At 47.4% G+C, this 21,809-nt stretch carries 18 protein-coding genes; 10 read left to right on the forward strand and 8 right to left on the reverse strand.

From position 1 onward, the window contains the following. Positions 1 to 20 precede the first annotated feature (20 nt). Genes dnm_RS29305 through dnm_RS29315 form a run of 3 tightly spaced genes read left to right on the forward strand, consistent with a single transcriptional unit; the run spans position 21 to position 4,727 of the window. Positions 21 to 3,155, forward strand: coding sequence for an FAD-dependent oxidoreductase (locus dnm_RS29305; RefSeq protein WP_207680402.1), 3,135 nt, complete (start codon positions 21 to 23; stop codon positions 3,153 to 3,155). Next, on the forward strand, positions 3,152 to 3,802 hold the full coding sequence (locus tag dnm_RS29310) for a methylenetetrahydrofolate reductase C-terminal domain-containing protein (RefSeq protein WP_207680403.1): 651 nt from the start codon (positions 3,152 to 3,154) through the stop codon (positions 3,800 to 3,802). The genes dnm_RS29305 and dnm_RS29310 overlap by 4 nt, the downstream gene beginning before the upstream one ends. A 37-nt stretch (positions 3,803 to 3,839) precedes the next feature. Continuing rightward, entirely contained in the window at positions 3,840 to 4,727 is an 888-nt protein-coding gene (locus dnm_RS29315) for a methylenetetrahydrofolate reductase (protein ID WP_207680404.1), read from the forward strand. Positions 4,728 to 4,847: 120 nt separating this feature from the next. Here dnm_RS29315 and dnm_RS31755 read toward each other — a convergent pair whose 3' ends face one another. Continuing rightward, positions 4,848 to 4,970, reverse strand: a complete 123-nt coding sequence (locus tag dnm_RS31755; protein WP_207683794.1) for a VPLPA-CTERM sorting domain-containing protein — start codon at positions 4,968 to 4,970, stop codon at positions 4,848 to 4,850. Positions 4,971 to 5,230: 260 nt separating this feature from the next. Continuing rightward, on the reverse strand, positions 5,231 to 5,398 hold the full coding sequence (locus tag dnm_RS29325) for a hypothetical protein (RefSeq protein ID WP_207680405.1): 168 nt from the start codon (positions 5,396 to 5,398) through the stop codon (positions 5,231 to 5,233). A gap of 72 nt (positions 5,399 to 5,470) precedes the next feature. Between dnm_RS29325 and dnm_RS29330 the strand changes: the two genes are divergently transcribed. From dnm_RS29330 to dnm_RS29350, 5 genes are all read left to right on the forward strand, one after another. After that, a complete protein-coding gene (locus tag dnm_RS29330; protein ID WP_207680406.1) occupies positions 5,471 to 5,728 on the forward strand; it encodes a hypothetical protein in 258 nt (85 codons plus the stop codon). Positions 5,729 to 6,181: 453 nt separating this feature from the next. Further along, a complete protein-coding gene (locus tag dnm_RS29335) occupies positions 6,182 to 8,890 on the forward strand; it encodes a HEAT repeat domain-containing protein (protein ID WP_207680407.1) in 2,709 nt (902 codons plus the stop codon). Positions 8,891 to 9,409: 519 nt separating this feature from the next. Next, complete coding sequence (locus dnm_RS29340) at positions 9,410 to 10,945, forward strand: AAA family ATPase (protein WP_207680408.1); 1,536 nt, start codon at positions 9,410 to 9,412, stop codon at positions 10,943 to 10,945. Then, positions 10,942 to 11,685 (forward strand): hypothetical protein, encoded by a 744-nt coding sequence (locus tag dnm_RS29345; RefSeq protein ID WP_207680409.1) that lies wholly within the window; start codon positions 10,942 to 10,944, stop codon positions 11,683 to 11,685. Before dnm_RS29340 ends, dnm_RS29345 begins: the two co-directional genes overlap by 4 nt. A 158-nt stretch (positions 11,686 to 11,843) precedes the next feature. Beyond that, positions 11,844 to 12,311, forward strand: coding sequence for a GNAT family N-acetyltransferase (locus tag dnm_RS29350; RefSeq protein ID WP_207680410.1), 468 nt, complete (start codon positions 11,844 to 11,846; stop codon positions 12,309 to 12,311). A gap of 124 nt (positions 12,312 to 12,435) precedes the next feature. Here dnm_RS29350 and dnm_RS29355 read toward each other — a convergent pair whose 3' ends face one another. From dnm_RS29355 to dnm_RS29370, 4 genes are all read right to left on the reverse strand, one after another. Then, positions 12,436 to 12,777, reverse strand: a complete 342-nt coding sequence (locus dnm_RS29355; protein ID WP_207680411.1) for a 4Fe-4S dicluster domain-containing protein — start codon at positions 12,775 to 12,777, stop codon at positions 12,436 to 12,438. Next, positions 12,777 to 15,221 carry a molybdopterin-dependent oxidoreductase gene (locus tag dnm_RS29360; RefSeq protein WP_207680412.1) on the reverse strand — a complete coding sequence of 815 codons (2,445 nt, stop codon included), beginning with the start codon at positions 15,219 to 15,221 and terminating at the stop codon, positions 12,777 to 12,779. Before dnm_RS29360 ends, dnm_RS29355 begins: the two co-directional genes overlap by 1 nt. 257 nt (positions 15,222 to 15,478) lie before the next feature. Next, positions 15,479 to 16,675: an MFS transporter gene (locus tag dnm_RS29365; RefSeq protein WP_207680413.1), complete on the reverse strand. Its 1,197-nt coding sequence runs from the start codon at positions 16,673 to 16,675 to the stop codon at positions 15,479 to 15,481. 346 nt (positions 16,676 to 17,021) lie between these two features. Further along, the gene (locus dnm_RS29370; RefSeq protein ID WP_207680414.1) at positions 17,022 to 17,783 is read right to left on the reverse strand and encodes an IclR family transcriptional regulator; all 762 of its coding nucleotides are present in this window, start codon (positions 17,781 to 17,783) and stop codon (positions 17,022 to 17,024) included. 296 nt (positions 17,784 to 18,079) lie between these two features. On the opposite strand from dnm_RS29370, the gene dnm_RS29375 reads away from it, so the two are divergent. Beyond that, on the forward strand, positions 18,080 to 18,883 hold the full coding sequence (locus tag dnm_RS29375; RefSeq protein ID WP_207680415.1) for a DUF3786 domain-containing protein: 804 nt from the start codon (positions 18,080 to 18,082) through the stop codon (positions 18,881 to 18,883). Between the two features lie 605 nt (positions 18,884 to 19,488). Here dnm_RS29375 and dnm_RS29380 read toward each other — a convergent pair. After that, positions 19,489 to 19,683, reverse strand: coding sequence for a hypothetical protein (locus tag dnm_RS29380; protein ID WP_207680416.1), 195 nt, complete (start codon positions 19,681 to 19,683; stop codon positions 19,489 to 19,491). A 233-nt stretch (positions 19,684 to 19,916) separates the two neighbouring features. Beyond that, on the reverse strand, positions 19,917 to 20,282 hold the full coding sequence (locus tag dnm_RS29385; protein ID WP_207680417.1) for a hypothetical protein: 366 nt from the start codon (positions 20,280 to 20,282) through the stop codon (positions 19,917 to 19,919). Between dnm_RS29385 and lolA the strand changes: the two genes are divergently transcribed. Then, positions 20,281 to 20,844, forward strand: coding sequence for an outer membrane lipoprotein periplasmic chaperone LolA (lolA, locus tag dnm_RS29390; protein WP_207680418.1), 564 nt, complete (start codon positions 20,281 to 20,283; stop codon positions 20,842 to 20,844). The two genes, dnm_RS29385 and lolA, sit on opposite strands and share 2 nt — an antisense overlap. Positions 20,845 to 21,809: the final 965 nt, after the last annotated feature.

Consider the following 21,809-nt stretch of genomic DNA (forward strand, 5'->3'; position numbering starts at 1 on the left):
TTTCATATAAGGAGAAATCCATGGAGAAACTTTCATCTGTCGGACAACTGGAATGGCTCCGTAATAAAATCCTGGCTCAGAGGACTGAAGGAAAAACCGAAGTGCATATCTGCATGACCGGATGCCGGGCCTATGGCTCGTCCGAGGTCATGGCGGCCATTGAAGAGGAAGTCGGGAAACAGGGCGTGTCAAAGCAAGTCGAGGTCAGGGCCACGGGATGCCACGGATTCTGCGCCAAAGCTCCGGTTATCGCAATCGAGCCTATGGGCGTTCAATACCAGGAAGTCAACCCGGAGGATGCTGCCGAGATTGTATCCCAAACCCTCAGACAAAACCGTCTGATAGACCGCCTCGCTTACAAAGACCCTTCAACGCATCGTCCTGTGTTTTATCGCAGAGAGATTCCGTTTTATATGAAACAGGAAAGACGGGTCCTGGCAAACTGCGGGCGCATTGATCCCACCAAAATTGAACATTATATCGCGGCCGGCGGATATCAGGCCCTTGTCAAAGCATTGTCGAAAATGACTCCGGAGCAGATTACTGAGGAGGTCATCGCTGCAAAACTGCGAGGACGGGGCGGGGCGGGGTTTTCCACAGGTCTTAAATGGAAGTTCGCCCGAGAAGCCGAGGGCCGTCCCAAGTATATCATATGCAATGCAGATGAAGGCGACCCCGGTGCGTTTATGGACAGGGCCGTTCTGGAAGGCGATCCCCATGCGGTGCTGGAAGGGATGCTCATCGGTGCCCGGGCCATGGGAGCTGAATATGGTTATATTTACGTGCGGGAGGAATACCCCATTGCTGTTGACCACCTCACCCTTGCCATCGAAGAAATGAAAGAACTGGGGCTGTTGGGAGAAAACATTCTCGGCACCGGATTTAATTTTCACCTCAGTCTGAAAATGGGAGCCGGAGCCTTTGTGTGCGGCGAGGAAACCGCCCTCATGGCCTCCATTGAAGGAAAACGCGGGATGCCGAGCGCCAGACCCCCGTTTCCTGCCCAGGCCGGACTCGACGGAAAACCCACCAATATCAACAACGTGGAAACCTGGGCCAATGTCCCCCTGATTATTAAAAACGGGGCACCGTGGTACGCGGAAATAGGCACTGAAAACAGCGGCGGAACAAAAATATTCTCCCTGGCCGGAAAGGTGAACAATACCGGACTGGTTGAGGTGCCGCTGGGTGTCAGCGTGAAAGAGGTGATTTTCGATATCGGCGGCGGCATTCCCAAAGGGAGAAAATTCAAAGCCGTGCAAATGGGCGGACCCTCCGGCGGATGTATCCCGGAACAGTTTTTAAATACACCCATTGATTACGACACCATTCAGCGTCTGGGGGCCATTATGGGTTCCGGCGGAATGGTGGTCATGGATGAGAACAACTGCATGGTGGAGATTGCCCGGTTCTTCCTCAGCTTCACCCAGTCGGAATCCTGCGGAAAATGTGCGCCCTGCCGCCTCGGAACCACCCAGCTGTTGGAAATCCTGACACGAATCACCGAAGGAAAGGGACAGGAAAAGGATATCGAGACCATTAAGGATTTGGGAGAGACAATTACCCTGACTTCCCTTTGCGGACTGGGACAGACCTGTGCCAAACCGGCGCTTTCCACCCTGAGATATTTCTTAAAGGAATATGAAGACCATATTAAGGAACATCGCTGCGCGGGAGCGGTATGTGATTCCATGGTCATCTCCGCGTGTCAGCACGCGTGTCCCGCGGGCATTGATGTTCCCAATTATGTCGCGGCCATTGCCAATGGCAAATATGAAAAAGCCGTTGATATCATCAGGGAAAGAAATCCGTTTCCGGCCGTGTGCGGTAAAATCTGCATTCATCCCTGTGAGTTCAAATGCCGGCGGGGGGAGCTGGACGAACCTGTTGCCATTCGCTCCCTCAAGCGGTTTGCCGCGGACTGGTATTTTGAAAATATCGGGCCGGAAAGAGCGCGGTTTCCTGTGACCAAAGCTGAAAAAATCGCGGTCGCGGGGGCCGGCCCCGCGGGTCTGACCTGTGCGTATTTTCTCGCGAAAATGGGATATAAGACAGTTGTTTTTGAAGCCCAGCCCGTGGCCGGCGGAATGCTCGGAATTGCGGTCCCTGAATTTCGTCTTCCCAAAGAAGTGGTGGAACAGGAGGTCAGCTACATTGAAAATTGCGGGGTCGAGATTCGTTATAATTCTCCCATTGATGCCAGGCATACGGTCAATGACTTGCTGGCAGAGGGCTATGACGCGGTGTTCATTGCCGCGGGCGCGCAGTCCAGCAAACACGGGGGCATAGAAGGTGAGGAACAAGGGCTGGAAGGGCTTTATTACGGACTGGAGTATCTGACAGATATCCGAATGGGAAAGGATCTCAGACTCAGAGGAAAAACAGTGGTCATCGGGGGCGGAAATGTGGCCATGGATGTTGCCAGAGCCGCCATGAGAGTCGGAGCGGACGGTGTTCAGATTTTCTGCCTGGAAGACAAAACCGAGATGCCGGCCTGGGAAAAAGATATTAACGAAGCAAAGGAAGAAGGGATCGTCATTAATCCTTCATGGGGACCCAAACGGATTGTTCACAAAAATGGCAAGGTGATGGGGATTGAGTTTGATGAATGCGTGTGCGTGTTTGACGATGACGGATGTTTCAATCCCACATGCAATGAATCCGTGAGCCAGTTTGTGGAAGCGGATAATATCATCATTGCCATCGGACAGGCCCCGGATACTTCGTTTCTGTCCGAGGACAGTCAGTTGGAAAGGGCATTGTGGGGAACCCTGGTTGTGGATGATAACACGCTTTCCACAAATATTCCGGGTGTTTTTGCAGGCGGAGATTTTACCACGGGGCCCACCTTTGTCATCCGGGCCATTGCATCGGGAAGGCGTGCGGCCCTTGCCATTGACAAATATTTGCGGGGAGACGAGGCCCGCATAGAAATCAAAGATGAGAAAACGTCATTTGAGGAGGACACGGGGCTGGCCCTGGATGAGGAAACACTGACCCGGGAACAGCCAAGATTCGCCATTGAATTCGAGGAGCCAGAGGCAAGGATAAAAGACTTCCGCGAGGTCGAGAAAGGATTTACTGAAAAGCAGGCCCGTCAGGAGGCCATGAGATGTCTCAGATGTGATCTGGAAAAAGAGAGGAGAACAATATGATCAGATCCGTTACGCAACAGAAGCCGGAACAAGAGATTGATCGCCTTCTAAAAGGATTGGACAGGGTGTTTATCATTGGCTGCGGCACATGTGTCACCCTGACACATACCGGCGGCGAACCTGAAGTCAGTGCCATGAAAGAGACGCTGACCCAAAAGGGAAAGCTGATTACCGGAACGTTGGTTGTTCCTGTGGCCTGCGACAATCTGACCGGTGAGATGCTGAAAGAATTTGGTAAGCAGATTGACCAGGCAGATGCCCTGCTGATTATGACTTGTGCGTTTGGCGTTCAGAACATAGCGTCCCAGTTGAAAAAGATGGTTATTCCGGGGCTGAATACCTTGTTCATCGGGAAAGAGACCGCTTTCGGAGAATTTAATGAGATATGCACGCAGTGCGGAACCTGTATTATCGGGGAAACCGGAGGGATTTGTCCGGTCACTTCCTGTCACAAAGGTCTGGTAAACGGCCCCTGCGGCGGAACCGATAATGGAAAATGCGAGATAGATAAAAACAAGGATTGCGCGTGGACCCTGATTTATAACCGCCTGAAAGAACTGGGACGGCTGGACTGCATGAGAAAATATCAACCCCCCAGGAACCACCTGGGAGAACCCACGCCGGGGAAATTGAGAATTGAGAATTGAGAATTGTTAATCTTCAATTCCGGAAAGGACTGTCATAATGGTTTCCTCTTTTAAAGAAGCTTTGAAATCAGGTAAGTTTGTTGTCACTGGCGAGGTGGCCCCTCCCAAGGGAACGAATCTTGAAAAATTTGTCCATCATATTGATTTGCTGAAAGATAAAGTTGATGCTATGAATGTGACGGATCATCAGAGTTCTGTCATGCGGTTTCCTTCGCTGGGAGGCGCACTTCTGGTTAAGGAGAGGGGCGGAGAACCTGTTTTGCAGATGACCTGCCGGGACCGCAATCGTCTGGCCCTTCAGGCGGATCTGCTTTTTGCCTCCAGCCGAGGAATCAACAATGTCCTCTGTCTTACGGGAGATTCTGTCATGCTGGGGGATCATAAAGAGGCCAAGAGTGTTTTTGATATGGACTCCAGCCAGTTGGTGGCGACGGTGAGAAAAATGGAAAAAGGTAAGGACCTGGGCGGAAGTGATCTTGACGGCGGTGTTTCTTTTTGTGCGGGAGCCATTGTCACGCCTGAAGCCAATCCCCTTGAGCCTCAGCTCATCAAGTTTGAGAAGAAAATTGAGGCAGGTGCTGAGTTTATCCAGACCCAGGCGGTGTATGATTTGGACAAATTTAAGGACTTTATGAAGTATGCCAGGCAATTTCCCGTGAAAATCCTGGCCGGTGTGATCCTGCTGACTTCCGCGCCCATGGCTCGGTTTATGAACAAGAACATCGCCGGGGTAAACGTGCCAAAGGAACTGGTGGATGAGATGGCTTCTGCCCCCAAGGGCGGTGCGCTGGCAAAGGGGATTGAAATCGCTGGCCGTATGATACGCCGGATTCATGAGGAAAAAATGTGTGACGGTGTTCATATTATGGCCATCGGCAAGGAGGAACTGATACCGGATATCATGGCTGCTGCGGGGTTGGATTAATGCCCCCAGAAGGGCCGGCTGTCGCCGATTTTTCTGGGGCATGAGAATTCTGTCAACAGTTTCATGCCTGACTCCGCCAAAGAGATGCGGAGGCAGGCCAATTTGTCATTCATCTATAATTTAAATCTGTTTTTTAACCTTCCTCCGGATTCCCGCGAGGCCGATCAGACCGGAGCCGAGCAGCCACACCGCACCGGGGATGGGAAAAGCGCTGACATTGACATTTCCCTGATTATAACGGATTCAGGGGAGGCTCCGATTTCGGGAGGCTGCGCGCGACCTTCCGTTTTCGCAGAAAGCCGGACGGACATTCCCGGAAAACGTCGGTTTCCGAGAAAACAAATATCCTGAATTTCCGGTTCCCGGAACCCCGTGACGGACAGATTTTCCATTCTGACATATAGTAATTTCAGGATGTTATGCCCTCCCCTAAATCCGTTATAATCAGACATTTCCGTTTTCCAGATTCTCGGAAAGCGGATTTACCGAGAAGTCGCCGAGAATCACATCTGAGAGCGACAGGGAACCGATGCCCGCATTCTCTCCGATGAAGAAAAGCGTCGCCAGGGCGAAGTCGCCGACTGGGAGACCGGATCCGCCATCTCAAAAGCGTCAAGTCCTATGGTGCCGTTCCCATTGTCGCCCGTGCCGGAGTCACACCAGTCCCCCACCGCCCCATCATCCTCAATACTGTTGACTTAGGCGTAAGCGGGTTTTCCGGTGTTTTCTCCGGAGTGCGAAAAATGGTTTTTCGCAGGCGCAAAAATAAAATTTTTGCACTCCGGATCCGTTCGGAACTGCCTGAGTCAGCAGCATTGCCCATCATCCTCGGGGGGGATGACATTACCTTTGTCTGTGACGGCAAGCTGGGTATCTGTTTCTCAAAGCTTTTTATTGAGGCATTTGAAAAACAGTCCGTGAGTTTCGGCAGAGAACTGACAGCGTGTGCGGGCATTGCCATGATCCGGATTTTAATTTCCGTAACCGCATCATATCCATAGCCTTTTTTGATTTCTATTGGAATTATCCGAATTCCTTGTTCTGATTTACAATCCAAATATAAAAAAACATTATTGCGACTGTACTGCCAGTATCGGAAAAACATTTCAGATATCACTCGATGTTCAAGTTTTTTTCTGTCATTCCTGCTTTCGCAGGAATGACAGGCTTTTTGTCCGAACCGGGTCAGAAAACCTGAACATCGGGTAGTCACCAATCACCAATCACCGCGTTGTCCGGAGCTTTCTCTAAATTTTTTATCATCAGAATTTATATATGGCAATATTCCATTAATTATGTTATGATAATTATAATCTTAACTCTGAATTTAAAAATAATCTAATCAAATTAATAAGGTAGATCAGCTTCAGCTTAATCTGCCAAAGGGAATGCAGAATGTTATCAGACCGGCAGTTATTAAAACCTCAACCCTTAAGAGAAAGGACGGAATAAGTGTGAACAAATATGTAAATCTGAGTACGCTGGTATCCGCTGTTTATGTGGCAGCGGTATTCTTTTTGGAAGATCAGATCGCATCACTTTTAAAAGATCAGATGCCTTTGTTGTGGGCCAGCGGGTCATTAACTATTATTAATATCAGCATGCTGATTTATTTATTTTTCCGCGGCAGAACACTTAATTTCAGTGCGATGCTGCTGGGTTTTATACAGTTGGCGATCTTCTGCAAATTGCATGTTCAGATACATGATATTTTAGGAACAGCACATTATGCCTGTCCTTCATCGCCTGTTCTCTCTGACTGGATAAAATTTATCGGAACACATGTGCTGAAGGCGGCTGATTTGCCCGATGCCATCGAAGCTTATGGAATCAAGTTGCAGCATATCTCTCACCAGAGCATTCCGACCGGCATTGCGCTTTTGGGGATGTATATCATGGTGAGTATTTTTATACTGTCCCTGATTTTCAAGATGATCAGCCGTCTTGACGACATTCAACCTGTATCAGATGTAATGAAATGGGTTGGCCGGGGCGGATGGGCGGCCGCGCTCGTGATGGTTGCTGTGGCCGGCTGGGAGAACAATTGGAGTCTGATGAACGGGTGTCTGTGGGTTCTTGACAGCATTTTGCGCACGGCTGATTTCGGAGATGCCCTTCAAATTTTTGGCTGGCAGCTTCATAGCCTGGAACCGGGCATGAATTCACCGGCATCTGCTGTTTTTTTTCGTTTCATGACCGCCAGTTATGCCATCATGCTGATATTTCCTTTGTATTCGCGTCTGTTAAAAGGTGGTGACAAGTCTGTTGAAGACTTGGCTGCAATTTGTGTGTCTCCGGAATATTTAACAAGAGACCGTATACTTGCCATAAAAGAGTTGGAAAAATTTGGCACATTTGCGGAGTCAGCGATCCCTGATCTTGTAAAAGTCCTGGTAAGCAGCAACAAAATTGTCCGCAGCGCGGCTGCTGAGGCGCTGAAGGAAATTGATCCCCTGTGGGCGCGAAGTCCGAGCGCGTGCGAAGCCATTCCTAAGCTTTTGAAACTGCTCGTAAATGATGACAGGGGAACCCGCGTCGGGGCGGCTGAGGTCCTGGGAGAATTCGGACCCGCGGCGGAACGGGCGGTCCCTGATCTTATAAAAGTACTGACAGACAGTGAAGTCCTTCATGCGGCAGCTAAGACACTGGGGAAAATCGGACCCACGGCAATCCCCGATCTTGTAAAAATACTGGCAAATGAAGATGAGGAGGTCCGGGGGGCCGCGGTTCAGGCTTTGGAAAAAATTGATCCCCAATGGCAGCAAAGCGAGGGCGCATGCAGAGAAATCACCTCTTTTGTGAAAGATTTGGAAAAAGTGAACGGAACCGCCCGAACTTCGGCTGTCAGAGCACTGGGGGAAATCGGCCCCTCTGCCGCGTCTCATCTTGCAAAACTGCTGGCAGACAGTGATGTCCAAAGTCTGGCGATTAAAGCCCTGGGGGAAATCGGACCTGCCGCGGAACAGGCAGCAGTCCCTCATCTTATAAATATATTAGCAAATCGTAATAAAGATATCCGTAACTTGGCAGGTCAGGCCCTTGGAAAAATTGCGCCCACATGGCGACAGACTGAAAGCGCGATGAACGCTATTCCGTTTTTTATGAAATCCCTGCAAGAGGGCGGTGCAGAATCTGAAGACTGTCATATGCCTGCCGAAGCTTTGGTGGAAATTGGCCCGGCATCAATCCGGCCTCTTGTGGAATCCCTGGTAAACGATAATAAGCATGTTCTCAACACCGCTGCCCTGGCTCTGAGGAGGATTGATCCCCGGTGGCCCCGGACCCGGGCGGCCGAGGAGGCAGTCCCCTGTCTTGCGGAAGCCTTGCAGAACAGTCAGTGGTTTGTCCGTCGGGCCGCTGCCGAAGTGTTGGGAAAAATCGGGCCGAACGCGAAAAAAGCAGTTCCTCATCTTGTAAAAGCACTGGCAGACAGCAATAAAAAGGTGCGAATCGCTGTCAAAAATGCCTTGGATAATGTGCTCCTGAAACAATCCTCGCTTGTGAATGATGAGGAAGAAGAGGCCGCTGCTTCAGACACGCTTAAAGAAATAAAACGCCTTATAAAACAACTGACAGAGGGGGATGAGACGGGCCGCTGTGAGGCTGCGGAAGCACTGGGAGAAATCGGACCCGCGGCAGAAGAAGCGATTCCTCATCTCGTGAAAGCATTGGCAGACAGTAGTCAGATTCTCCGCAATCAGGCTGCCCAGGCGCTGGGAAGAATCAATTCCAAATGGCAACGGCATGAAAGCACATTGAACATCATTCCTTGTTTTGTGAAGGCCCTGGCAGGAGCGGATGTCGGATTTGCCTGTACTATGCCCGGGGATGCCCTGATGGAAATCGGTCAGGAAACAATTCGTTACCTCGTGGAAGCACTGGCAGATGCCAATAAGGATATCGCCAATTCAGTGGCCCGGTTTTTGGAAAAATTTGATCCCCAATGGCCCCGGAGCGAAGGAGCTATTGAGGCAGTTCCCCGTCTCTCGGAATCGCTGAAAGACAACCAGTGGTTTGTCCGTCATGCAGCCGCCAAAGTTTTAGGAAAAATCGGACCCGGGGCAATAAAAGCGGTTCCCTATCTGGTCAGAGCAATGGCTGATACCAATAAAACCGTTCGGAACACAGCCAAAGCCGCCCTGGATAAGGTCGTCATCAAATAAGGGAACTGGCATTCATCATGCAGTCCCTCCAAGCCCCGCGGAGGCGGCATATTTGCCGCTGTAAATATGCCGCCCTCGCGGGGCCTGTGCCGTCTCTGTCCCTCCCCTGAATTCGTTATCATCAGCATCTTTTTCCTCATTACTCAGATTCTCCGCTTTCCTGCTCAATACCACCGCACTGTTTTACAACCCTGACGCGTCTTTTTGCCATTCAGCATATCGGCTCTCACTTTGTTCAGGCCAACTTACATGACTTGACGATCAGAAAAAAATAAGTTACAAGATATATTTCTAATCTTTATTATTTTCTGAGTATAACGGATTTTGGGGATGCCCCGGGAAAACCAAAACGCACGTTGAGCCTGTCGAAACGGGCATTTACAAAATCCGTTATCATCAGAAAAAGTTTTTCGGTATCCGAAGACCTGCGAAGTTTTGAAAACCTCTCAGGTCTGATGCCGGATTTATATTGGAAAATTTATGGACAGATACTTATAATTTCGGTGTTTTTGTGGAAAAATGATAAAATTTAATCCAAGACTTTGCCGGAATGAACGGGAAGTCGAAAGCAAATTTATTGTTCATTACCTGTTACCGGAACTGGGATATCGTCCTGAAACCTGGTATCAGGAAGTGGCGTGTGGCAGTATCCGTCTGGATTTCATGGCATTTGCAGCGTACTGTGCTCCTTTTGTATCGGATGGGGCTGCGCGGTTCACCCTGGTGATCGAGGCAAAGCATCCCAGGGAAAAGCTTGATCGCCATGTCCGAAAGCTGAAATACTACCTGAGCAGTCTGCGGGTGCGCTATGGTCTGCTGACCAATGCAAAGGAGGTCAGAATTTACGAAAGGTGCCGTCAAGATATGATGCTTATTTTTTCCTGTCCGGGTGAAGATGTTGTGAACCATATGGACAAACTCCGCTCTCTGGTCGGACGGGACGGCATCAGGGGCAAATCACTTTCTGGAAAAAAGGATTCTGATGACAGGGGGCATCAGATCAGGCTGGCAGAAACACAGGAAAAGATAATCCTCCGGCCTGTTTCTGAAGAAAAATGCACTGGCAACAGTGAAGCCTCTGATTCCCCGAATGAACAGGAACATACCCCGCGAAGACCTGCCCGGGCTGTTCCCCGAATCTCCTCAAATCCGACGGTTAAAGAAAAATATTTTGAAAACAAAGGAAAGGATACCATGAAAATTATCACTGTTTATCACAACAAAGGCGGCGTGGGGAAAACCACGGCTGTTGTGAATCTGGCTGCTGCGTTGAGCAGAAAGGGCAAACAGGTGCTGGTGATTGATCTGGACAGTCAGGCCAATACCACTTATGCCACAGGGCTGATCAAGTTTGCGGATGAGGAAGATGACAATATAAAAGATCGCAATATCCTGCATGTGTTACGCTCAGAAGATCTTGATCCTATTGAGGAGGTTGCAAGAAAATCTCAGTTTTCCAGCCATGAAATTGACGTTGTTCCCTCTCATATTGATCTGATGCAGGCAGAGCTTGATCTGACGCAGGAGGGGGATGTTCCGTTTATCTTGGTTGATAAACTGAAAGCCGTGGAAAAGATGTATGATATCGCCATCCTTGACACGCCTCCCTCATTAAACCTGTACGCCAGATCAGCGGTCATTGCCGCGGATTATCTTATCATCCCCTCTGATCTCAAACCGTTTGCAAATCAGGGGCTGGCAAATGTGAAGGACTTTATTAAAAAGAATAATTCCACGCGAAAGCATATTGGCAAAGGGCCGATTCGTTTATTGGGGGTTTTGCCTTCCAAAATCTCCACTCATCCCCAGTTTGTCAAGCATAGTCTGCCAAAACGTATTGAGAAAATTCCGAAAATTTACGGCATCCAAGTCATGGAGAGTCGTATTTTTGAAAGAGAGGACCTGGCAAAATGCACGGAAGACTTTGAAACCATAGCCGGTCAGGAAATACCGAATCCGAGTTCTGTTTTTGATTACAAACCTCATTCCCAATCTGCGGAGGAGTTTGAAACGCTTGCGGAGGAAGTCATGAGAAAGATAGGAGTTGCCGAATGAGATTATCACCCACAACCATCGCTGTGAAGCGAATTACGTCAAAAATCCCCCGTTCAAATTTTTCTGAAGACGAACTGACGCTGGTTGCCAAACGTATCTTGGAGGTTGAAGGCATCATTAATCCTCCGGTGGTGATTGAAACAGATGTGAGGTCTTATGAAGTTGTGGACGGAGATTTTGAATATTACGCGGCTGTCAGAGCCAGGGAGATAGACCTTCGCAGGGGAGAGATGCTCGGGGTATTTATCATCAGCCCTGAAAATGAGGCTTGTCTCCGGGACCAGGTGAGGCTGCTCAGGAAGCAGCCATCATCAGAATATGCCCCTTTGGAATCAGACAAAAGTGAGGGCGGGATTCGTTTCACAAATATTGAATCCCGTCTGACCAATATTGAATCCCGCCTGGAATCCCGATTTGAAGTGAAAATGAACGAGCTGGCATCAGAAAACCAGGGACTGAAAAAAGAGATTCAGCAAATTAAGGCTGAAAAAAGCAGGCAGGTTGAAACACCGTTGGATATATTTAACCTTATGGATAAGCGAGATATGATCAGAATTGCTGATCTGTCCGAAAAGATCGCTGATGCTGTGATTCAGGAAAGAAGCAAGGAAAAATTTGAAAGCCTGAACCATGTGATAAAACGATTTAAAGGGAGAAAGGTTATCGGTGTGGACAAGATGTTGAAGATTGTGGACAAATGGTATCACCTCAAAGAACATTTTCGTAAAATTTCAGTCTGAACAGTTCTCCGAACCCTGATGAAAGGATGAGAAGATTGATAGTGTTGAACAAGTAATGATGAACAAAATTCAGTCTGACAATTTTTGAAATGATGAATCAGATTCATCATTACTTATTCAGGACTACCCTATTTTGGAAATAATCGAGAAAGACTGAGATGTTACAGATATTCAAAGCAGAAACAACGTTTCATTATGAACAGACACGAAACCTTTTTACGGCGTATGCTGAATCTCTCGGGCTCGATCTTGAGTTTCAGGGATTTACCCGTGAATTAGCCACGCTTCCTGGTGCTTATGCTCCGCCTGCCGGCTGCATTCTTCTTGCTGAAAAAAGAAAAAAATTTGTGGGATGCGTCGCACTCCGCAAACTTGATGAAAAGGTTTGTGAAATGAAGCGCCTCTATGTGATTCCTGAATACCGAGGAAAGAAAATTGGAAACGCGCTGATAAAGCATGTGATCAGAGAGGCAAAGCTGTCTGGCTACGAACAAATGCGGCTTGACACTCTCGCCTCAATGAAAGAAGCAAATGCCTTATACATTGCTTTTGGGTTTCGTCCCATCAGAGCGTACCGTTATAATCCGCTCAGTCAGCCGATATACTATGAATTGCAGTTGTTGTAACAGAGAAAATGATACTCAGGAAAAGGCAGAACTGATGACCTCGTCCGTATCAGCCGAAAAATTCGGATAAATGCCAGAGAAAGACCTCCGAGGTTTTCAAAACCTCGGAGGTCTCACGTCACCCCTAACGCGGCGACCAGAGGACCATTTTGGGCTTTTTTCCCATCTCTTTGGCCAGGTCTTCAAGACGGCCGTATTTCATGGTGTTTGCCATACAATGCTTTACGCAGGCCGGTTCAAGTCCTTTTTTTGTACGCGGCCTGCACAAAATGCAAAGTTCTGTAGGAAACGGCATAAACGTGAGATATGCTTTATCATTAGGCAGATTTTGCACGATTTCCAACACCTGTATTCCTCCCATTCCCGCGGGCCAGCCGTTTTCCTGGCAACATGCCACCTGACACGCAAAACAGCCAGTGCAGTATTCATAATCTATCAGCAGACCATATTCAGGTTTTTTTGCCATTATGATTCCTCCTTCGCGCCAACTTTATATATTTTACACAGCGAATGCTTGAGCGGTGCGCCCTGTCCGTCCTTTCCCTGATGGCCCATGGGGAGAAGCTGATTAATATTGGATTCCCAGACACCGTACAGACTCGGTTCTTTGCCTGATTTTTCCGGAAACCACCAGCCATGGGCGGCCATGACCATCCAACGGGGGACAATGGGCGAGACTTTTGCTTTGAGCCTGCACTTGCCCATCCAGTTTTCCACCCATACCCATTCGCCGTTTCCGATGCCATGTTCTGACGCTGTCTCAGGATGAATTTCCACCACGGGATCCGGATCCAGCTGTCTGAGCCAGGGGATCATGCGATGCTCAGAATGGAAATAAGCCGGAGAACGCCTGCCTGTGGACAGGATCAGGGGATATTTTTCCGCAAGATCGGGACGGCTGACCGGCGTGAGCGGCGGTTCTTCGTGATGCGGCAACGGGTCCAGTCCCCAGTCCTCCCGATAGGTGGAGTAAAGCTCAAATTTTCCCGTGGGCGTTTTAAACCCGGGTTTTCCGTCCGGTCTGAGCTGCCCTTTCTCGTGGCGAAAATAAGGCACGGTGGGATGTTCCTCCGGCGGAATAGACCAGACTTTTTCCTGAAGTTCTTTGTAGGTCATGCCGGAAGGTTTGATGATGTCATCAAACAGATCATGGATGGTCTCATATTTAAAGTCCGGATCAAAGCGTTTGGCCAATTCAAAATTTATCTCCACATCAGGTCTGCACTCCTCCACTTTCAGGGCCTTGTTGATGCTCTGAAGCGGAACCCACCAGCTTCGCACCCCGTCTTTTTCCAGAAATGTGGCCGCTGGCAACACCACGTCTGCATATTGAGTGGTGGGGGTCATAAACAAATCCACGGCAGCGATAAAGTCCAGTTTTTTGAGCGCCTCCCGCCATCGCTTGGGGTCAAGCCCGATGCCGTTCAGAATGCCCGCGGTCTGTATCCACATGCCTTTGATGGGGTAAGGCTTGCCCGTGAAGATCTGTTCCAAGGTGAGATCGGTCTGTGCGCGCCAGTGAAAAGTCCGATACGGTCCGTACTCTTTCACTCCCACACGGCACGCGTCCTGCTCTTTGTTCCTGAGTCTGATCACGCCGTCGGCTCCGGGAAGCGCATAAGCCACTGCATCATAAGCAAAGCGCGTGATCACGTTTCCCCCTGGCACGTCCAGATTTCCGGTAAGTGCCCACAGGGAAGAGATGGCATGACATAAAGGCGTGACCGCCGGGGTCATGTCAATGGAGACACCCCATTGAATAGACGCGGGTTTGCTTTTGGCATAGAAACGGGCTGCTTTTTGAATATCTTTGGCAGGAACCCATGTGATCTCCTCGACTTTATCCAGCGGATAGTTGTTCACTTCTTCGCGAAACGCGTCCCAGACCGTATGGCAGGAAACCGTGTTTCCGTCAGCCAGCGTCACTTCCCGGCGACCTGACAGGGCAGGATTCACGTCAGGGAGATTGTACGAAACCTGACTACCGTCCCAGATCGCCAGACGCCTTCCGGTATCATCCCAGACCACAAATTTGTTTTCCGACCCCTCTTCTCTGAGATGGCTCTCACGGAGCAATTTTCCAGTATCTTCCCGCATCAGATGGGGAGCATTGGTCCATTTCTCCAAAAACTCATGATCGTACAGGTCTTCGTTGATGAGGACATTCAGCATTCCCATTGCCAAGGCCGCGTCGGTTCCGGGTCTCAGTTGGAGCCAGTGCTTTGCCCGTGAGGAGAACCAGGTGAGCCGGGGGTCCACAGAAATAATCTTGGTTCCCCGTTTCATCAGATCAATGATCCAATGCCCGAAAAGATTGTCCGGGCAGGTGGCTGCAATATTGTAACCCCAGACAATCATGCACTCGGGAACTTTGAACTTTGGATTCTCATACCGATCCGGGAACCACTGGCCCGCGTCAAATACGCAATAATTGCCCTGGAAGGTGTTACATGCGCTGATGCGAGGCCCGTAACACGCGCTGCCGCTCAGAGAGAACATCACATTGGGACTGCCAAAGGCATATGCCAGCATACAGATCCAGGGGCCGATGTCCCTGCCGGTACCCATGGAAAAAATCACGCTTTCAGGTCCGTATTCTTTGCGGATGGTCTTCATCTTTTTTTCAATAAGATCAAATGCCTCATCCCATGAGATTTCCTTCCATTTGCCTTCCCCGCGTTTGCCCACCCGCTTCAGAGGACGGGTCAGGCGGTTCGGATGTCTGATATATTGCGTCATGGCCAGTGCCCTGGCGCAGAGACGCCCCTGGTTCCAGGGGTGATCCGGATCGCCTTCCAGTTTGATCAGTTCACCATCTTTGATATACGCCAGCACACCGCAGCCCCCATGACATCCGGGACCCGCGGACCAGGTGGTGGTGCGTACAATTTGAACATTTTCATTGCTCATTTCCCAAACCTCCTTAACATCTCCGGAGTGCCAAACTTACAGTTTGGCAATATTTCCCCGGTTCTCCGAAAAATACGCCTTACCAAACTGTAAGTTTGGCACGCCTTTATTTTTACATGATGAATCTTTAACAACCTATAAGGAATTTCCTAAAAAATAATCTGCCCGAAAAGTAGGGTGGGTGCAGCGAAGCGAAACCCACCGTCTGCGCTCTGAGTTTGCCCGGTAAGTTTCATAATTTCCCTCTGAAATTCATATTAACGCCTGTTCATAACAGGCTGAACATATTCCTTTTTGGGATAGGTAAGGATAAAAAACAAAATGACACCCAGCATCATCAGGAGCGATCCGAAGGAGAATGCCTGGCGGAGTTCAAAAATATCCATCATCACACCCGCAATAAGGGAACCTGACATCATTCCCATGCTGTGGGCCATGGTCATAATGGCCATGACAGACCCCATGGCCTCGGTTTGGTTTCCTTTTTGGACAGCCATTGCCATATGCGGGGCCATGGAGATACCTCCCCCGAGTCCGACTCCTATATTGGCTAAAAAAAGATATCCAAACCCGTCTGCCCATACAAATGAGAACATGGAACAGCCGGTGATCAGCCCGCCGGTGATCAGCATGGCTTTCTTATTCACCCTGTCTGCCAGAAATCCCATGGGTGTCTGCACCACTCCGCTGACAAACACGGCGAGCATGACAAGAAGGCCGATGCGTGAACTGGAAAGAGAAAAATCCTTATCTGCAAAAACCGGCAGGAAACTCCAGATAATCCCGATACATGCGGTATAAGCAAATCTGAAAAAAAACAGTCCGGCAATGACCCTGTCCCTGAGCAGAGGCTTCCATCCTACATGGAGGTCATTGTTGCATACAGTCTGCTCCGATTTTCTGGGCGGAAGCAGAAAAAGGCTCAGAAAAAAACTCGCGAATGAAAGTATTCCCATACATAAGAAGGAAAACTGAAGACTGAAATGATCTTTAAGCACTCCGCCGGCCAGGGGGCCGAGACTGAGCCCCAGGAAAACAGACATGTTGAAAACCCCTGTTGTAAAGCCTTCCCTGTCTTTGGGCGTTATGTCTCCGACATACGCGTGAACCGTAGGCATGATCATGGCAGAGGCGATGCCCTGAACAAAGCGTATGGTAAGAAGATGCTCAATCGTGTCTGCAAACATGAAGGCAATTGAAACCAGCCCGTAAGCGAGGAGTCCTGTCACAATATACGGTTTCCGTCCTTTCTCATCCGAGCGTTTGCCAAAATAAGGCAATAAACACGTTCTTGAAATGGAAAATATTCCGAATACCATGGCAACATAAAAACCGCTGGCACCCAGATCATGGGCATAGACCGGCAGCAGCGGGATCACGATTCCGACCCCTATCAGCATCGTAAACAGGGAAAAGAACAACGTTGCAAAAATTTTTTTATCTGCTTTTTTCATGAACCATCTCCCTTATTTTAAAAGTGTTTCTGTGTTATTTTGGCAGGGCAAAATGACGCAGGAAAAACAGAATGTATCATCAGATTAGGCGGCCAGAAGAAATGAAAAATACTGACATGCTTTTCATCAAAATAAAATCCGGGCACAACTCATTAAGTTTGGCACTTTTTTAAGTACCTGATCAAAAATTTTTTATACATCTTTTTTTCTGTGAGCGGCAGAGAAACCCGGGTTTTTCCTTTTTCGGAGAAGCATCATTCCGGAAAAAAAGCCGGGTTTCTTCCCCGGGCAGATATTAAAAACTTATGGTCAGGTACTTATTTTGATCTGCTGAATTTTTGAAATCCTATAAAGAAAAGCGAATCTCAATCTCTTTTGCTATTTTTTTTAAGAGTTCTGAATACTGAGGAATAAAACGATCTTCAAGCAATCCTTTCAGACCTACGGCCCATATCGCGACCTGTAAATTTTCTCTGTTTACATTTAAAGGAACGGCCAACGCCCGTATTCCTTCGCGATATTCCTCATAATCAAAAGCAATGCCCCTCTCACGAACCTTTCTGATCTCTCTTTTGTATTTTTCATTGTCTGTAAATGAAAAGGGAGTAAATTTTTTCAATGGCTCCTGAGCTAAGATGTCATCAAGTTCAGCTTCGGACAACTGTGATAAGAGGGCTTTCCCGCCTGCTCCGGCAATCACGGGAAGGCTGGCACCCACTTCCGTGTAAACTTTTAATACCATGTAAGTATCTGCCTTATCCACGAGAACAGTCCTAAGCCCGGCACGGATTCCCAGGGATGTCGAAAGCCTGGTTTTCTGACTGATTTCTTCAAGATAAGGGTGAACTGTGCGGATCAGTTCAGAAGCCCGGCCAGCCGCCCTGCCCATGACATAAAGTCGGGTTCCGAAATGGAATTTATTGTCTGTTCCGTGTTCAAGTACTCCTAAATCAGCGAGCGTATGGACCATATTAAAGACCGTGCTTTTATTATATTTCAGCTTTTTGGATATCTCGCTGATTCCCAGCGGTTTTTTTTGTTTTATAAAAAGTTCCAAGATTTGAAAGCACTTGTCCAGGGCCGGGACTCTTTTAAATTCTTTTGGCATATTTTTCCTTCCGTAAAAAAAATGTTTTTTATATAAAACAACTGATCTCTATATAGAACAAAAAGAAATGTACTGTCAATAAAAAAATCAAAAAATAAAGCATATCCCCCAAATGGGGGATGTTTTTTATTTTAAAATCTGATTGGTTGAATAAAGATATCTTTTAACAGGTATTGAAAAATTCTGATTATAACGGATTTAGGGGAGGGCCGACTAAGCCCTGTAAGGGCGACATATTTGTAGCATTGATTATCGAGTATAACAAACAGCCTGATAAGGAAAAAGGAGGTTAATGTATGGCTCAACTAAAGAATGTTATGGAAGTTTTTAAGTTACTTGACAAATCAAATTGTAAAAAATGTAATGAACCCACCTGTATGGCCTTTGCTGCCGCAGTGTTCAAAGGGCAGAAGCAGCTCAGTGAATGCCCGCATCTTGATAAGGAGACCATTGAGAAGTATGACGGAGAGATATCCACTCAGATGACGATTGAACAGGAACAGTACGAAGCAATCGAACAGATGAAAAAGAAAATTGCCGAGACAGACCTTCCTTCAGCAGCACAGAGGCTGGGTGAAATTTTTTCTGATGACAAGCTGACAATCAAGTGTCTTGGCAAAGATTTCAGTGTTGACACAAAGGGAAACATTATCACAGATATTCATGTGCATTCATGGATAGCCATCCCTGTGCTTGATTATATCATCAATGGTGCCGGCGTCCCTGTTTCAGAAAAATGGGTTCCGTTCAGAGAACTGGAAGGCGGGAAATCACGGTATCGGCTTTTTGGTCAGCGGTGTGAAGCTCCCTTGAAAAAAGTTGCTGATACCTATACGGATCTTTTTGAGGATATGATTCACCTTTTCAACGGAAGGCAGGTGGAAAATCATTATGAATCGGATATTTCACTTGTTTTGTATCCCCTCCCCAAAGTGCCGATTCTGATTTGTTATTGGAAACCCGAGGACGGATTTGAATCAGATCTCAATATCTTTTTTGATTCAACAGCGGAAGAGAATCTCAGCATTGATTCCATCCATGCCCTTGGCACGGGCCTTGTGATAATGTTTGAAAAGCTTGCGCTAAGGCACGGTCTGTAATAGTGATTGGTGATTTGTGATTTGTGATTTGTCTTTTGCCATGGCTTTCATCGTTCGTTGTGAGCGACAGGTCATGCCCATTTATATTCAGAAAATGTAGGGTGGGTGGAGCGAAGCGGAACCCACCTTATTCGGGTGTGTCCCACCTTTCACACATCCGAAAAAATCAGCCGCAAAGACACAAAGACACAAAGGAACCGCGGAGAGACTTCGTGAGACTTTGTGTCTTCGTGCCTTCGTGGCAAAAAAACGGCTGCTCCCGCTTTTCACACATCCGAAAAAATCAGCCGCAAAGACACAAAGGAACCGCGGAGAGACTTCGTGAAACTTCGTGTCTTCGTGTCTTCGTGTCTTCGTGCCTTCGTGGCAAAAAAACGGATGTGTCAAAAATTTCGATCTGCTGTTTACAGATAGCAAGTTGGATTATATAATAAATTGTAAACATTGGTTTTACAACCTGTTAGAAACAGAATCCGGGATGACAAAATGGTCGGGATAACCATTAAAAAACAATTTTTGTACACTTTGGCTAAAATCGGTTTGCAAAACTTGGTCACTCAATATATAGATAACCCGTAAAAGGGTAAAAGGAGAATCATTCATAATCAGCAGACGGAAAAAATTTTTAGCAATCTCGTCAACAATCTCGTTCCCACGCTTCGCGTGGGAATGCAGCGCGGACGCTTCGCGTCCCGAATCCGCCTGACACGGGAGCAAGTCCCCATGCCGCAGGACGCGAAGCGTCCGAAAGGCATTCCCACGCGAAGCGTGGGAACGAGATATGTGTGTGAACTTTCCATCTACTGATAATGGAAAAAATTATTTGAACTCAGAAACGGTATTGAACAGACGTGTTATGCTGATGCAATTGCTTTGTCAGGAGAGATGAAAAAAATGGACAGAAACTATAAAATCAATAGAATCAATATGTTTTGTATTATTTTTATCCTCTGTCAAATAAATTAAATGCAGAAAAACGTTCAACGCGTTCTTTGGAAATCAGTAAAGATGACCTGCAACTGATACTGAAGGCTCATAAAAAATAATTGGCATCGAAAATCGCCATACGGAGGTTTAAAATGAAAATCAAATTAATAATATTTCTTTTTTGTACACTATTTTTTAATATACAGACAGTATTTTGTGAAAATCCGTCTTTGACAACCACAACCACATTGCCCCCGGAAAATCCGTCTTTGACAACCACAACCACATTGCCCCCGGAAAATCCGTCTCTGACAACCACAACCACGTTGCCCTCGGAAAATGAATCTTTGACAACTACAACCACGCTACCTTCGCAAAATGAATCTTTGACAACCACATTTCCCCCGAAAAATCCTTTTCCGACAGCAGCATTGCCGACAGAAGACTTGTCTTTGTCACTGGACAGGATCATGGATAAAGTTGAAAAACGGTATGAAGGTCAGGGCTTTATAGCACGTTTTGATCAAAAAGCGACTTTAAAGGCCATGGAACTGACAGATACGGCTTTTGGGAAAGTATTTATCAAACGCCCTGGCATGATGCGATGGGAATATGAAGTTCCTGAAAAACAAATTATCATTACAGACAGCAAAACATTGTGGATGTACCGCCCCGAAGATAATCAGGTGATGACCGGTAACGCCCCCACATATTTCGGAGATGGCAAAGGGGCCAGTTTTCTTTCAGATATAAAAGTCATCCGAAAAAATTTTATTGTTACGCTCGAAAAAAACAGTAATCCTGACTATCATATCCTGAAACTCGTGCCCAAAGAAAAAAAATACGACATAGACGCTATTTATTTGTCTATTTCAAAAACAACATCTGATGTGGCCCGAATTGTTACTTACAATTCATATGGGGATGAAACCCTGATTGAACTGAGCAAATTCCAATTCAATCAGAATTTGGATGATGCCATGTTCAGTTTCACAATACCGGAAGGTACGGATATATTGCAGCTTGAAGAATAGCGAATTGGGTATTGGGAATCAGAGGGGGCAGGAGAGATGAAGCGTAAAGAACCTTCCTTGCGGACTTGCAGGTAAAAATTCGTTAAACTCGATCATCAAATTTTTTTTGTCATTCCTGCGAAAGCAGGAATCGCAACTTCCGGAATCGTGGCATGGGCCAAAAACAGATTCCTGATTTCGCAGACTTCGGCAGGCTCAGTCGGTCGTCGGACGGAATGACAGACTGTCCTGCCGGATCGGACAAAAAAATCTGACCATCAGGTTAAAGATAAAAATGTTTTAATTTTTCTAATAGTTAAAACTTAACTGCTGACACTTGAAATGAAACTGTAAGAAAAAAGTTGTTTTTGTCCCTGAAAAATGTAAATGACTATCAGCAGATTATAACAAAAAGAACCTCTGTTAAAATGCTGTTTCTGAAAACAAACGCTCATGAAAAATCCTGTTTTTTCACTCCGGTTATGAAATTTTCAGTGAAAACAGATAAAAGCTCCGGGGCTTCAGAAAGTATTTTCATGGTAACGGAGTATTCGGCATTCCGGAAGGTTACCTGTTTATATCTGATAACGTATTCCTGCTATGCCAGGAATAATCAGTAGATCGAAAAGTTTCCGGATTGTGTGCGGGACAGCAAAGAAACCCTGCTTTTTTTTCAGGACGGGACGCTCTCCCGCCGGAAAAAGCCGGGTTTCTCCCCATATGCATCAGGCTAAGAATGCGGGACGGCTGCCGGACGGGGTTTGCAACCCCGTCCGAAACGTTTGCGGGCGGCGATCCGGAAAATATTCCGGACGGGGTTGCAAACCCCGTCCGGCAAAATCAGAGTTAATAAAAACAGTAGGTTGTAATCTTAGCCTGATGCATATGGGGTTTCTCCCCCGTCCGCCCTGTGACAGCCTGAAAACTTTTCGATCTACTGATAATATGCAAATGAGTTTTTATGATTGGTATCAGACCAAAGGGAC

It is taken from the genome of Desulfonema magnum, from assembly GCF_017377395.1.
Classification (GTDB): Bacteria; Desulfobacterota; Desulfobacteria; order Desulfobacterales; family 4be13; genus Desulfonema_C; species Desulfonema_C magnum.

Bases quoted from the DNA above. Each gene is read 5' to 3' on its own strand.
- dnm_RS29380 (WP_207680416.1), bottom strand. From the start codon at position 19,683: ATGGAAAGTTCACACACATATCTCGTTCCCACGCTTCGCGTGGGAATG.
- dnm_RS29355 (WP_207680411.1), bottom strand. From the start codon at position 12,777: ATGGCAAAAAAACCTGAATATGGTCTGCTGATAGATTATGAATACTGC.
- dnm_RS29350 (WP_207680410.1), top strand. From the start codon at position 11,844: ATGTTACAGATATTCAAAGCAGAAACAACGTTTCATTATGAACAGACA.
- dnm_RS29340 (WP_207680408.1), top strand. From the start codon at position 9,410: ATGATAAAATTTAATCCAAGACTTTGCCGGAATGAACGGGAAGTCGAA.
- dnm_RS29375 (WP_207680415.1), top strand. From the start codon at position 18,080: ATGGCTCAACTAAAGAATGTTATGGAAGTTTTTAAGTTACTTGACAAA.
- dnm_RS29330 (WP_207680406.1), top strand. From the start codon at position 5,471: ATGGTTTTTCGCAGGCGCAAAAATAAAATTTTTGCACTCCGGATCCGT.
- dnm_RS29345 (WP_207680409.1), top strand. From the start codon at position 10,942: ATGAGATTATCACCCACAACCATCGCTGTGAAGCGAATTACGTCAAAA.
- dnm_RS29315 (WP_207680404.1), top strand. From the start codon at position 3,840: ATGGTTTCCTCTTTTAAAGAAGCTTTGAAATCAGGTAAGTTTGTTGTC.
- dnm_RS29385 (WP_207680417.1), bottom strand. From the start codon at position 20,282: ATGATCCTGTCCAGTGACAAAGACAAGTCTTCTGTCGGCAATGCTGCT.
- dnm_RS29365 (WP_207680413.1), bottom strand. From the start codon at position 16,675: ATGAAAAAAGCAGATAAAAAAATTTTTGCAACGTTGTTCTTTTCCCTG.
- lolA (WP_207680418.1), top strand. From the start codon at position 20,281: ATGGATAAAGTTGAAAAACGGTATGAAGGTCAGGGCTTTATAGCACGT.
- dnm_RS29305 (WP_207680402.1), top strand. From the start codon at position 21: ATGGAGAAACTTTCATCTGTCGGACAACTGGAATGGCTCCGTAATAAA.
- dnm_RS29370 (WP_207680414.1), bottom strand. From the start codon at position 17,783: ATGCCAAAAGAATTTAAAAGAGTCCCGGCCCTGGACAAGTGCTTTCAA.
- dnm_RS29310 (WP_207680403.1), top strand. From the start codon at position 3,152: ATGATCAGATCCGTTACGCAACAGAAGCCGGAACAAGAGATTGATCGC.
- dnm_RS29360 (WP_207680412.1), bottom strand. From the start codon at position 15,221: ATGAGCAATGAAAATGTTCAAATTGTACGCACCACCACCTGGTCCGCG.